The following is a 12,601-nucleotide window of genomic DNA, read 5'->3' as shown; positions in this document are numbered from 1 at the left end:
CCTTCCCCATGCCGGGCGCCCCCTTTCTCTGCGCGCAACGGAGTGGGGCGACAGCCTCACTGCGGGGCGGCGCGGCCGGCATAGGCCCTTGCTTGCTGTCCCCTGGTTGTGCCGTGCCGGTTTCGAGTGTGGAAGCGCATTTGAGCTGCGTCCAAATAAATACGGAGACAAGAATGATCACGAATTTCGCGGGAAAGACGGCGGTTTTGACGGGCGCTGGCTCGGGCTTCGGGCTGGAGTGCGCGCGCATCGGAGCCGCCAGAGGCATGAATCTGGTGCTGGTCGATGTGCAGCAGGAGGCGCTGGACAAGGCCGAGGCCGAGCTCAAGGCTGCCGGTGCCAAGGTGCTGGCGCGCAGGGTCGATGTGTCGGATGCGGCCCAGATGGAGCGACTTGCTGCCGAAGTCAAGGAAACCTTTGGTGCGCCGCACTTTGTCTTCAACAACGCGGGCGTCGGCGCGGGCGGCCTGGTCTGGGAAAACACGGTTGCCGACTGGCAATGGGTGCTGGGCGTCAACGTCTGGGGCGTGATCCATGGCGTGCGCTTGTTCACGCCCATGATGCTGGAGGCCGCCAAGGCCGATCCCGCCTATGAAGGTCATATCGTCAACACTGCCAGCATGGCGGGTCTGCTGGCGCCGCCGAACATGGGCATATACAACGTCAGCAAGCACGCGGTGGTGTCGCTGACCGAGACGCTGTACCAGGACCTGGCCCTGGTCTCGGACCAGGTCAGTGCCAGTCTGCTCTGCCCCTTCTTCGTGCCCACGGGCATAGGTCACAGTGAGCGCAATCGTCCTCAGGGCCTGGAGGCGCAGCCTTTGACGGCCAGCCAGAAGATAGGCCAGGCCATGACCGACAAGGCCGTGGGCTCGGGCAAGGTCACGGCGACCGAGGTGGCGCAGAAGGTGTTCGATGCCATTGCGTCGGGCCAGTTCTATATCTACAGTCATCCGCAGGCCCTGGGTTCGGTGCAGGTGCGCCTGGAAGATGTGGTGCAGGGCCGCAACCCCACGGATCCGTTTGCGCACAAGCCCGAACTGGGCGAGAGCCTCAAGGCGGCGCTGCGCGCAGGCTGAGCGTGCGGGAGTTGAAAAAAGCCTTGCCAAAGCGGCAAGGCTTTTTTCATGGTGTGGCCGGAGCCTGGGTACCGAGCTCGGCCTCGGTGGCAGGGCGCACCAGGCGCAGCAGCAAGGCATTGCCCTTGCCCATATCGGGCACGGCCTGCAGTGTCTCGGTGTTGACCGCCCAGGCCTGCTGGGCCGAGAGGCCGGAGATGCTGCTGGATTTGTCCACCTGGGCGTAGTTGTAGGTGTTCAGGCGCTGGGTATTCACGGCCGCCGTGCCCGTCCAGTGCCAGTCGCGCGGCGCATTGGGAAAGAGTTCCGGGTTCAGGCCCTGGGGCTTGCTGCTGCGGTCCAGCAGGCGCTTGAGCTCATTGACGCGCGGCAGCCGCCAGCGCAGGTTTTCGGCCTTGCTGCGTTCTGCAGCATGGCTCATGGCCTGCTTGTGGCTGAAGACCTGGGCTTGGCCACTGCAGGTCTTGCCATTCCAGCCCATGCCCTCGGCGCAGCGCGGCCAGGCCAGCCTGGCACGTGTGTCTATCACCATGCTTGCATCCGGTGAGAGCTGAAAGGCCGGGGCGGCAGAGACGACGGGCTGCGCGCTGGCCGGCTGAGCAGCCAGGCACAGCACGGCGAGCGAGGTCAGCAGGGGAGAGGGCAGGCGTGGGGAGGAGCTTGCAGCAATCACGGCGAGAGTAGGAAGGGGTAGTTGAGTCCATTGTGCTTGTTGCCCATGCGGTCATGACCTGGATGACCGGGTCTAAAGCCTCGTAATTGAGGGCTTAGACACAGGCGCTGCCCGGCGGACTGGCGTGAGCCTGCAACGTCATGCAGGAAACCGGCAACTGCTCAGCACATAAATCAAGTTACCACGACAATCACACCCCTATGCAAGCTTCTGTTTCCCTGCGTCTGGTTCTGATCCTGGGCCTGTTGTCGGCCATCGGGCCTTTCGCCATCGATATGTATCTGCCGGCCTTGCCGCAGATCGGCGCCAGCCTGGGTGCCCAGGTCGGCGCCGTGCAAGCCAGCCTGACCGCATTTTTTCTCTCCATCGGCGTGGGCCAACTGCTCTATGGTCCGGTCTCCGACATGCTGGGCCGCAAGCCCCCGCTGTATTTTGGTCTGACGGTCTTTGCCGCCGCCAGCGTGGGGTGCGCGCTGGCACCCAATATCGAGATCCTGGTGGCGTTTCGCTTTGTGCAGGGCCTGGGCGCTGCGGCCTGCATGGCTGTGCCGCGTGCCGTGGTGCGCGACCTGCATACCGGCCACGCCGCCGCGCGAATGATGTCGCTGCTGATGCTGGTGTTCAGCGTCTCGCCGATCCTGGCGCCGCTGGCCGGCAGTGGCGTGATTGCCCTGGCCGGCTGGCGTGCCGTGTTCTGGGTCGTGGCCGCCGCAGCCGTGCTGGGCCTGATCGCCACCTGGCGAGGCGTGGAGGAAACCCGCAGCGCCGAGGCGCGGCTGGACAGCAGCCTGGTCGGCGCACTCAAGGCCTATCTGGTCCTGTTGCGTGACTGGCATTATCTGGGCCTGGTGTTCATCGGCGGCTGCGCCATGGCGGGCTTTTTCGTCTACTTGGCGGGCTCGCCCTTTGTGCTCATCAACTACTACGGCCTCTCGTCCACCCAGTACAGCATGGCGTTCGCGCTGAACTCCATCGCCTTTATAGGCGCGGCGCAGCTGACGGGGCGGCTGGGCCAGCGCTTTGGCCTGGTCAATGTGGTCAAGGCTGCGGCTTCTGCTTCGGGCCTGACCATGGCCGCATTGCTGCTCTATTACCTGCTGGGCGGTGAGAAGCTGGCGATGCTGATCGTGCTGTATTTCATTGCCAGCGCCTTCATGGGTCTGGTGATTCCCACGACCTCGGTGCTGGCCCTGGAAGAGCATGGCGAGATTGCGGGCACGGCCTCTGCCTTGCTGGGAACGCTGCAGATGCTGAGCGGCGCGGCGGCCATGCAGATCGTGGGGCATTTTTCCAACGGCAAGCCTCTGCCCATGGTGGTGGGCATGGCGACAGGGGCCCTTGTGGGCGTGGCGCTGACCTGGATCACGCTGGGCCGTGTGCACCGAGTCGCCCATGACTGAGAGCACTGCCCAAGCTTCCCCTGCCTACGACGGCCTGCCTGACGGTGCGCGTGGCCGCGCCATGCTGGTCATCATTCTGGGGCTGACGCTGTCGGTGCTGGACAGCAGCATCGTCAATCTGGCCTTGCCCGCCATTGCGCGCGAGCTGCAGGCCAGCTCGTCCCTGACGCTATGGGTGGTCAACGCCTATCAGCTTGCCGGCCTGGTGCTGCTGCTGCCGCTGGCAGCCCTGGGCGAGCGCCTGGGTTATCGGCGCATCTATCTGCTGGGCATGACGGTGTTTGTCATTGCCTCGGTGGCGGCCACGCTGGCCAGCTCGCTGAGCACGCTGATTGCAGCGCGCGTGTTTCAAGGCATGGGTGCAGCGGGCATCATGAGCGTCAATGCGGCGCTGGTGCGCCTGACCTATCCGCGCGCGATGCTGGGACGCGGCATGGCCATCAACTCGCTGGTGGTGGCGACCTCGTCCATGGCCGGGCCTTCGGTGGCCGCTGCCATCCTGTCGGTTGCCAACTGGCCCTGGCTGTTTGCCATCAATGTGCCGCTGGGCCTGATCACCTTGTGGATGGGGCGCAAGGCGCTGCCGGCCAACCCCGTGGTGCGCAAGGATGGCGAGCCGATAGCGGCGCTTGACGTATTGCTCAATATTCTGATGTTCACCCTGCTTTTTCTGGGCGGTGAGCAACTGGGCGTGCGCATGGGGCAGGATCAGGGCGCTGCGGGCAGCCCGCTGATGCCTTCGGGCTGGTGGCTGCTGGGCGGCGGGCTGGTGGTCGGCTACGTCTATCTGCGCCGCCAGTGGCACAAGACAGCTCCGCTGTTCCCCGTCGATCTGATGCGCATTCCCGTGTTCCGGCTGTCGATGTGCGGCTCGGTCTCTGCCTTCTGCGCGCAGATGCTGTCGTATCTGGCCCTGCCGTTCCTGCTGCTGGAGGCGCGCGGTCTGTCACCCATGGAGGCAGGCATGCTGATCACGGCCTGGCCGGCGGCCACCATGCTGACGGCGCCGGTGGCCGGGCGCCTGATCGGCAAGTATCCCGACGGGCTGCTGGGCGGTATCGGCATGGCCATGTTTGCCTGTGGACTGTGGCTGCTGGCGGCCATGCCGGTCGATGTGGCGCACTGGGACATGGTCTGGCGCATGCTGCTGGCGGGCAGCGGCTTCGCGCTCTACCAGTCGCCCAACAATCACACCATCGTCACTTCGGCCCCCATGTCGCGCAGTGGTGCAGCGGGTGGCATGCTGAGTTCTGCCCGCATGACAGGTCAGACACTGGGTGCCGTGGTGCTGGCCACCATCTTTGCCATCTCGGGCGGGCATGGCGGCAATGCTGAACTGCTGGCGCTGGCTGTGGCCGGCGGTTTTGCGGCGCTGGCCGGAGTTTTCAGCATCTTGCGCATACGCCCGGGCAAGCCGCAGCATTGATTTGGCAGCAGAAGCGGCTTTTGTCCTGATATTGAGAGCGCAGCCAGTTGCCGGTTTCGGCGTTTTGCGGGTGCTGGCTCTAGTCCGTTATGACGAGGAGCCTTGCTGCCAAGGTTTTCTACAGTGGTGTCTCAAGCCAGCGGGTGCTGCGACGCCGCATGCCAGCATGACAGGAGAATGGCAGGCGGGTGATTGCCAGCATGTCATTGCGCCCTTGGCCGCTTTACATTTTATTAATATTGTCGGCGCACAATGTTGACAAGTTCTTTAGTTCAGACCGCTCCACGTATGAAGATTGATCAGCCCGCTTCGCTGAGCCCGCGCCGAGAGGCGCATTTTTCTTGCCTGCCCAGTGCAAGCCAGCAAGGTCATCGCCAGCAGCGCTGGACACTGGCTTTGGGAGCCATGCTGATTGCCGCTGCGCTGGCGGGCTGCTCCAAGCCTGAGGCAGAGCAAAAAGGCCCGCCCAGGTCCGAGCCCAAAGTCGGCGTGGTTACCTTGCAGTCGCAAAGTCAGCAGTTGGATGCCAGCCTGCCGGGGCGCACCCGTGCCTTCATGACGGCCGAAGTGCGTCCCCAGGTCTCGGGCATCATTCAGCAGCGCTTGTTCACCGAAGGTGCTCTGGTCAAACAAGGTCAGCAGCTCTATCAGATCGACGCCGCATCGTTGAAGGCTGCCGAGACCAGCGCTGCGGCAGCCGTGGCCAAGGCCGAAGCCAGCCAGCGCACGCTGGCTGCAACGGCACGGCGCAATGCCGAGCTGGTCAAGATCGACGCGATCAGCAAGCAGGCGTTTGACGAAAGCCAGGCGGCGGCGGCCCAGTCCGCATCGGATGTGGCCGTGGCCAAGGCCAATCTGGAAACCGCACGCATCAATCTCAAGTACAGCCGGATCGAAGCACCGATCGGCGGTCGCATCGCGCTGTCTGCCGTCACGCCCGGTGCGCTGGTCACGGCCAATCAGGCCACGGCGCTCACCACCATCGTGCGGCTGGACCCCATGTATGTGGACTTCACCCAGTCCAGCACCGATCTGATGCAGCTCAAGCGCGATCTGGATTCCGGCCGCTACCAGAAGGTGGAAGGCAACAAGATTCCCGTGCGCATCCAGCTCGACGACGGCAGCGACTACCCGCATCAGGGCAAGCTGGCCTTTGCGGGCGTGATCGTCAACGACACGACCGGCACGCTGACCCTGCGTGCCGAGGTGCCCAATCCCGACGGCATGCTCATGCCCGGCATGTATGTGAAGGCCCTGCTGCCAACGGCTCTGGCACCGGATGCATTGCTGGTCCCGCAGCAGTCGGTCACCCGCGATCTGACCGGGCGTGCCAATGTCATGGTCGTCAAGGACGGCGATGTGGTTGAAAAGCGAGACGTGGAACTGGACCGCGCCGTGGGCGCTTTCTGGTTGCTCAAGACGGGCCTGAAAGCCGGCGAGCGTGTGATGGTGGATGGCTTTCAGCGCATCAAGCCAGGCGACAAGGTCCAGGCCGCGGAGGTGGATCTGAAGGCCAAGGCCGAGCGCAAGAGCCTGCGGGGCGAGCCGCCCGTGCAGGCCGCTGCCGATGCACCTGCCAAGAAGTAAGCAAGGCAGGCGACACACATGGCTCAGTTCTTCATCAACCGGCCCATCTTTGCGTGGGTCATCGCCATCATCATCATGCTGGCCGGGGCTTTGTCAATCAAGCTGCTGCCGCTGGAGCAGTACCCCGAAATCGCTCCGCCCCGAGTGACCATCGGCGCACAGTACACGGGTGCTTCGGCCGAGACGGTAGAAAACTCGGTGACGCAGATCATCGAGCAGCAGATCAAGGGCATCGACAACATGCTCTATATGAGCTCGACCAGCAATGCGTCGGGTCAGGCGCGTATCACGCTGACATTTGCCCCGGGAACCAATGTCGACGTGGCGCAGGTGCAGGTGCAAAACAAGATTCAGGGCGCGGTCAACCGCCTGCCGGACGCTGTGAAGACGCGTGGTGTCTTCATCAACAAGGGCGGCCAGGACTTTCTGGTTACCTACAGCTTCTATTCACCCGATGAGGACGTGACCGCCGTGGACATCGGCGATTACATCAACAGCAATCTGGTGGACATCATCGGGCGTATCGAGGGTGTCGGTGACATCAACGTCTTCGGTACGCCCTATGCGATGCGCATCTGGATGGACCCGGCCAAGATGGAGAAATACGGGCTGATTCCCTCCGATCTGAGCAGCGCGCTCAACGCGCAGAATGCCCAGGTCTCTGCAGGCCAGCTGGGAGCTCTGCCGGCGGTGCAGAACCAGCAGCTGAACGCAACCATTACGGCGCGTACCAAGCTCAAGACGGTGGAGCAGTTCGAGAGCATCGTGCTCAAGTCTTCGAATGACGGCTCTGTCGTCACCATCAAGGACGTGGCTCGGGTGGAACTGGGGGCCGACAATCTTTCCATTCAGGCCAAGCTCAACGGCATGCCAGGTGCGGGCATGGGCATCATCCTGGCCGATGGTGCCAACGCCATGGCGGTGTCGGATGCAGTGGCCGCCAAGCTGGCCGAGCTCAAGCCCTTCTTTCCCAACCAGATCGACTACTTCGTGAGCTCGGACTCCACGCCCTTTGTACGGGCATCGATCAGCGAGGTGGTGCATGCGCTGGGCGAGGCCATGGTGCTGGTGGTGATCGTGATGTTCGTGTTCCTGCAGAACTTCCGTGCCACGCTGATCCCCGCCATTGCCGTGCCGGTGGTGCTGCTGGGCACCTTCGGCGTGCTGTCCGTCGCGGGCTTCTCCATCAACACCCTGACGATGTTCGCCATGGTGCTGGCCATCGGCCTGCTGGTGGACGATGCCATCGTGGTGGTCGAGAACGTGGAGCGGGTGATGCACGAGACGGGCAAGTCTCCCAAGGAGGCGACGCGCCAGTCCATGAAGGAAATCACGCCCGCGCTGGTCGGCATCGGGGTCACGCTGTCGGCGGTGTTCGTGCCCATGGCTTTCTTCGGCGGCTCGACCGGTGTGATCTACCGCCAGTTCTCCATCACCATTGTGGCGGCCATGGCGCTGTCCGTGTTCGTGGCCCTGACGCTGACACCGGCGCTGTGCGCAACGCTTCTCAAGGCTCCGGATCGCAGCCATGGCGACGGCCATGAGCGCCCCATACGCTCCGGGGTGCTGGGCATCAACGACCGATTCTTTCGCTGGTTCAACCGCAATTTCGATGCTTCGGCCAATCGTTACCAGAGCACAGTGGCTTTCAGCCTGGGCCGGGCCAAGCGCATGATGCTGATCTTCCTGGCGGTTCTGGCCGCAGTCTGGTTGCTGATGGCCAAGCTGCCCACCTCCTTTCTGCCCGATGAGGACCAGGGCTTTGTCTATGTCAACGTCAATCTGCCGTCTGGCGCTTCTGACGCCCGTCTGCAGGAGGTCCTGGACCAGGTGCGCGAGTATCTGGCCAAGCAGCCGGATGTGATCAGCTTCAACCAGGTTTCGGGCCTCAACGGCGACCAGAGTTCGGCGCGCGGCTTTATCCGTCTGAAACCCTGGAGCATGCGTCCGCTGCCTTCGCAATCGGCTGCGGCCATTGCGAACAAGGCGACCAAGGATCTGGCCAGCATCCGCGATGCGCGCGTGCAAGTGGTGTTGCCACCGGCGGTGCGCGGCCTGGGTTCGAGTTCCGGCTACAACTTCATGATCAAGGACATCAATGGTGTGGGCCATGAAGCACTGCTCGCCGCGCGTGATCAGGTTCTGAGCGAAATGCGCGCCAACAATCTGCTGACGGCCGTGCGCACGACCAATCTGGAAGACGCCAGCGAGCTGCGCGTGGATGTGGATGACCGCAAGGCTGCTGCTCTGGGGCTGGCGTATAGCGACATCAACAGCGTGCTCTCCAGCGCCATGGGCGGCACCTATGTGAACGACTTCTTGAACAACGGTCGCGTCAAGCGTGTCTACATCATGGGCGATGCCCAGTACCGCATGCTGCCTGGCGATATCGCCAAATGGACGGTACGCAACAACAAGGGCGAGATGGTGCCGTTTGGTTCGTTCTCCAAAACCTACTGGGCCTATGGTTCTCCCCAGCTGCTGCGCTATAACGGCAGTCCGGCCTATGAGTTTGAAGGCCGTGCCGCAGCGGGCATCAGCTCGGGTACGGCCATGGAGACGGTGGAAGACATCCTGAAGAAGCTGCCCAACGGCATTGCCTACGAATGGACGGGAGCTTCGCTGCAGGAGCGCCAGTCCGGTGCGCAGGCGCCCATGCTGTATGCCATCTCGATTCTGTTCGTCTTCCTGTGCCTGGCTGCGCTGTATGAAAGCTGGACGGTGCCGCTGTCGGTGATGCTGGCCGTGCCGCTGGGCGTGGTGGGGGCGCTGCTGGCGACCTATACCCGTGGCTTGACCAACGACGTGTATTTCCAGGTCGGCCTGCTCACCACCGTGGGTCTCGCGGCAAAGAACGCGATCCTGATCGTGGAGTTTGCGGTGCAGCTGCAGGAGCAGGGCAAGAAGCTGTTCGACGCGACGGTGGAAGCCGTGCGTCTGCGTCTGCGTCCCATCCTGATGACTTCTCTGGCCTTCGGTTTCGGCGTGATTCCGCTGGCCATCGGCACCGGCGCTGGCGCTGGTGGTCGCAATGCCATCGGCACGGCCGTATTGGGCGGCATGGTGGCATCGACGGTACTGGGTATCTTCCTCGTGCCGGTGTTCTTCCTGCTGGTGCGCAGCTGGTTCAAGAGCCGCTCGCGCAGCGATGAGACGGCTGACGTCAACAAGGAGAGCGCAGCATGAGGCGCCCGAGCATGAAACTTTCGACCTTGGCCGCAGCCGCAGTGACGGCCTTGCTGGCAGGCTGCAACCTGGCTCCGGCCTATAAAGCGCCTGATCTGCCCGTACCCGAGACCGTGTCCGGCAACGCCGTGCCGGCCCAGGCCAGCGAGGCTGCGCTGCAACAGGCCCAGGCGCTGCAATGGTTGCAGTCGCCGCAGCTGCGCGAGGTGGTGGCGCTGGCACTGAGCAACAATCGCGATCTGCGCGTCGCGCTGGAGAACATCGAGAAGGCCCGGGCCCAGTACGGCATCACAAGAGCCGATCTGCTGCCGGGCATCACGGCCCAGGCGCAGAGCAATCGCACGCGCACCGCAGGGGATCTGACGACGGCAGGGCGCTCCAGCGTCACCGAGCAATACACGGCCCAGCTGGGTTTCGCCAGCTACGAGCTGGATCTGTGGGGACGCATCCGCAATCTGAGCGAAGCCTCGCTGCAGCAGTTTCTGCAAAGCCAGGACAACCGGCGCAATGTGCAGATCGGTCTGGTGGCCGATGTTGCCAATGCCTGGCTGACGCTGGCGGCCGACCAGGCGCGCCTGCAACTGGCCAGGGACACGCTGGACAGCCGTATCAAGGCTTTTGAGCTGACACGGCGCATGCATGAGCTGGGCTCGACCTCCGGTTTGGTGCTGGCCCAGAACCAGACCACGGTCGATACGGCACGCGGTGATGTGGCCAGCTACACCTCCCAGGTCGACAGGGATCGCAATGCCCTGCAACTGCTGGCAGGTGGTCCGGTGCCTGCACAGCTGCTGCCCAACGCCCAGACCCTGGCGGGTGCGGCAGACACGGCGGCTCTCAAGGTCGTGCCCGTACCTCTGCCCTCGTCGGTACTGCTCAAGCGTCCGGATGTGCAGGCTGCGGAGCGCAATCTGCAGGCCATGAATGCCAATATCGGTGCAGCCAGAGCGGCGCTGTTTCCCAGCATCACGCTCACCGGCAGTGTCGGCACCGGCAGCAACGAGCTGGACCGTCTGTTCGGCAACAACAACAGCACCTGGAGTTTCATCCCTCTGGTCAAGCTGCCGATTTTTGATGGCGGCCGCAACCGCGCCAATGTACAGGTGGTCGAAAGCAATCAGCGCATTGCGCTGAGTCAGTACGAGAAGTCCGTGCAGACGGCTTTCAAGGAGGTGGCGGATGTTCTGGCTGACCGCGCCCAGTGGGATGAGCGGCTGGCCGCACAGATCAGCATGGTGGCCAATACCCAGAAAGCCTTCGACTTGTCGAATGCTCGCTTCAAGGCCGGCGTGGACAACTATCTGACGGTACTGGATGCGCAGCGCAGCCTCTATAGCGCACAGCAGACCCTGATAGCCCTGCGCCTGTCTGAGCAGCTCAACCGCGTGACCTTGTGGAAGGCTCTGGGTGGAGAAGAGGCCACACAGCAGGGTTGATGGGCGATCTCGCTCAATGAACAAAGCCGCAGCCTGAAAGACTGTGGCTTTTTTTGATAGCTACTGGCGCTTTACCAGTAAGCGATTGAGCCGGATTCCATTGAGATTCCGGCGCGCCAACATCCAAGGTCAAGGCATCTTGAACAGCAGAGCCACCTGGAGTCGGAACAGGGTTCCGGCATTCATGGGCACTTCGGGATGGATGACGGTGTTGTTCATCATCGCCAGCCACAGCGGTGCGAGCAGCAATTCCGGGTGCTGCACCAGCTCGGGTGCCTTGAGTTCGCCACGTTTGGCGGCCAGCTGCGCGAGCCGGGTGAAATGCTCGAGCAAGGCATCATGCACGTAGCGGCGATACATCTGCGCCAGCAGCGGAAACTCCAGGCCTTCGGCGACGACCAGCCTGGCCGTGGCAGAGCGGCCGCTGCTGTCGATGACCTCTGCTGCGGCACCTACCGTGCGCAGCAGATACTCGCCCACGGATTCATGCTCGTCCATGGGGCTCGACTGCAAGGCCACTGCGGCCGAGGCAATATGTGTCTGGATCACTGCCTCGAACAAGGCTTCCTTGCTATCGAAATAGCGAAACAGCGTGACCTTGGACAGCCCTGCGCGCTGTGCAACCGAAGCCGTGGTGCCACGCGCATAGCCGTGTTCCAGAAATTCTGCAAACGCAGCCGCCACGATGGAGCGGCGTGTTGCCTGGGTCTTTTGCGGACTGGGGCCGCGTGGCGTGCGCTTGGGGCGTGCGGTGTCTGGTTCAATCATGGACGCAAGAGCTGGTGGAGTCGCAGACTATGCCTGCATGGGAGCGCGCATTAACAAAAAGCATGCGTTCCCAATGATGGCACATTTATAAGGCTCGATTCGAAGGCCTCATTCTTGCCTTTGTACAGAGCCTGTCCTGCCCGGGATGATGCAGGTAAACCCTTGCTGGCTCTAGAAAATGCCCAAGGCTAGCCCTGTGGCCAGCGACTGCCCCAATTCTTCGCAGCGCTGCAAATCGGCAGCCGGGATCTGTTTGGGGGCGAGTATGGCCTCCGGCGTCTGAGCATGGGTGCAGATGATGAGCGGCTCTGCCACGGCCTTCAGGCGCCAGCCGGTGGCAATGCGTTCCATCTGCCTTGCCGCACTATGGCCGTCGCTGCCGGCGCAGACCAGACTGGCATAGGGGCGGCCCTGTATCCGGTCAAGCACACCGTAATAGCTTCGATCGAAGAAGTCCTTCATCAGACCGCTGATGGCGGCCAGATTCTCGGGCGTGGCAAACAGATAGCCCTGAGCTTGCAACAGGTCTTGTGGGCCGGCCTGGGAGGCATGCAGTACGCGGACCTCGACGGATTTCTCCTGCCGGGCGCCGGTGCTGGCTGCTTCAACCATCTGGAAGGTGCCGCCAGTCAGCGAGTGGTAGACGATCAGCAGAGTCGTGCGTTGTGACATGGTTGCCTTGTTGCCGCTGGACAAACCGCAGGCGCTTGCGCGTGGAAATAACCGGGCAGAGCGCTGTGGTTCTGTTTGGTTGTTGCTAAAAAGATACGGGTTGTCGTGGTTTGTGATGCGGCCTGAATGGGACTAAGCTCCGGCAAATATTGACATTTGTCAATTTTGAAACCTGGAGTTGCTCTTGATTTTGCAGCGCTTTGTGATGGATATACAAGCTTATGCCTATGATTTGATCTAAATCCAGATGCAATCATGCCAAGTCTTTCAGGGTAATCACTTGGTGTGAATGTTCCTTGGATGTAGGTTTATTCCTACAAACTATGTCGCTCCTCATGTTGGCTCATGGTGCTGCAGCCTTTGCTGCAAGGCGC

General features: G+C 62.6%; 9 protein-coding genes. 6 read left to right on the top strand and 3 right to left on the bottom strand.

Going from position 1 to position 12,601, the window contains the following annotated elements:
- The first annotated feature begins 173 nt into the window (after positions 1 to 173).
- Positions 174 to 1,079: an SDR family oxidoreductase gene (locus NOX35_RS14955; RefSeq protein ID WP_034380838.1), complete on the top strand. Its 906-nt coding sequence runs from the start codon at positions 174 to 176 to the stop codon at positions 1,077 to 1,079.
- 46 nt (positions 1,080 to 1,125) lie between these two features.
- Here the strand turns inward: NOX35_RS14955 and NOX35_RS14950 are convergent, their stop codons facing one another.
- Positions 1,126 to 1,686 (bottom strand): DUF1566 domain-containing protein, encoded by a 561-nt coding sequence (locus NOX35_RS14950; protein ID WP_371878549.1) that lies wholly within the window; start codon positions 1,684 to 1,686, stop codon positions 1,126 to 1,128.
- A gap of 266 nt (positions 1,687 to 1,952) precedes the next feature.
- On the opposite strand from NOX35_RS14950, the gene NOX35_RS14945 reads away from it, so the two are divergent.
- The 5 genes from NOX35_RS14945 to NOX35_RS14925 all read left to right on the top strand — a co-directional run bounded on the left by NOX35_RS14945 (position 1,953) and on the right by NOX35_RS14925 (position 10,787).
- Positions 1,953 to 3,152, top strand: coding sequence for a multidrug effflux MFS transporter (locus NOX35_RS14945; protein WP_256493790.1), 1,200 nt, complete (start codon positions 1,953 to 1,955; stop codon positions 3,150 to 3,152).
- A complete protein-coding gene (locus NOX35_RS14940; protein ID WP_182283041.1) occupies positions 3,145 to 4,578 on the top strand; it encodes an MFS transporter in 1,434 nt (477 codons plus the stop codon). Before NOX35_RS14945 ends, NOX35_RS14940 begins: the two co-directional genes overlap by 8 nt.
- Before the next feature lie 288 nt (positions 4,579 to 4,866).
- A complete protein-coding gene (locus tag NOX35_RS14935; protein WP_256493789.1) occupies positions 4,867 to 6,165 on the top strand; it encodes an efflux RND transporter periplasmic adaptor subunit in 1,299 nt (432 codons plus the stop codon).
- A gap of 18 nt (positions 6,166 to 6,183) precedes the next feature.
- The gene (locus tag NOX35_RS14930) at positions 6,184 to 9,351 is read left to right on the top strand and encodes an efflux RND transporter permease subunit (RefSeq protein WP_256493788.1); all 3,168 of its coding nucleotides are present in this window, start codon (positions 6,184 to 6,186) and stop codon (positions 9,349 to 9,351) included.
- A complete protein-coding gene (locus NOX35_RS14925; RefSeq protein ID WP_256493787.1) occupies positions 9,348 to 10,787 on the top strand; it encodes an efflux transporter outer membrane subunit in 1,440 nt (479 codons plus the stop codon). The genes NOX35_RS14930 and NOX35_RS14925 overlap by 4 nt, the downstream gene beginning before the upstream one ends.
- 129 nt (positions 10,788 to 10,916) lie before the next feature.
- On the opposite strand, the gene NOX35_RS14920 is transcribed toward NOX35_RS14925, so the two are convergent.
- Positions 10,917 to 11,555: a TetR/AcrR family transcriptional regulator gene (locus NOX35_RS14920; RefSeq protein WP_179626275.1), complete on the bottom strand. Its 639-nt coding sequence runs from the start codon at positions 11,553 to 11,555 to the stop codon at positions 10,917 to 10,919.
- 171 nt (positions 11,556 to 11,726) lie between these two features.
- On the bottom strand, positions 11,727 to 12,227 hold the full coding sequence (locus NOX35_RS14915; RefSeq protein WP_087864409.1) for a flavodoxin family protein: 501 nt from the start codon (positions 12,225 to 12,227) through the stop codon (positions 11,727 to 11,729).
- Between the last annotated feature and the right edge of the window lie 374 nt (positions 12,228 to 12,601).

The organism is Comamonas sp. C11 (genome assembly GCF_024496285.1).
Lineage (GTDB): Bacteria > Pseudomonadota > Gammaproteobacteria > Burkholderiales > Burkholderiaceae_C > Comamonas > Comamonas testosteroni_F.
Note: the sequence above shows the minus strand (reverse complement) of the source record. Positions and strands in the feature narration are given on the sequence as shown.

Excerpts from the sequence above, each read along its gene's own strand:
- NOX35_RS14955 (WP_034380838.1), top strand. The coding sequence starts at position 174 with ATGATCACGAATTTCGCGGGAAAGACGGCGGTTTTGACGGGCGCTGGC.
- NOX35_RS14945 (WP_256493790.1), top strand. The coding sequence starts at position 1,953 with ATGCAAGCTTCTGTTTCCCTGCGTCTGGTTCTGATCCTGGGCCTGTTG.
- NOX35_RS14940 (WP_182283041.1), top strand. The coding sequence starts at position 3,145 with ATGACTGAGAGCACTGCCCAAGCTTCCCCTGCCTACGACGGCCTGCCT.
- NOX35_RS14935 (WP_256493789.1), top strand. The coding sequence starts at position 4,867 with ATGAAGATTGATCAGCCCGCTTCGCTGAGCCCGCGCCGAGAGGCGCAT.
- NOX35_RS14930 (WP_256493788.1), top strand. The coding sequence starts at position 6,184 with ATGGCTCAGTTCTTCATCAACCGGCCCATCTTTGCGTGGGTCATCGCC.
- NOX35_RS14925 (WP_256493787.1), top strand. The coding sequence starts at position 9,348 with ATGAGGCGCCCGAGCATGAAACTTTCGACCTTGGCCGCAGCCGCAGTG.
- NOX35_RS14920 (WP_179626275.1), bottom strand. The coding sequence starts at position 11,555 with ATGATTGAACCAGACACCGCACGCCCCAAGCGCACGCCACGCGGCCCC.
- NOX35_RS14915 (WP_087864409.1), bottom strand. The coding sequence starts at position 12,227 with ATGTCACAACGCACGACTCTGCTGATCGTCTACCACTCGCTGACTGGC.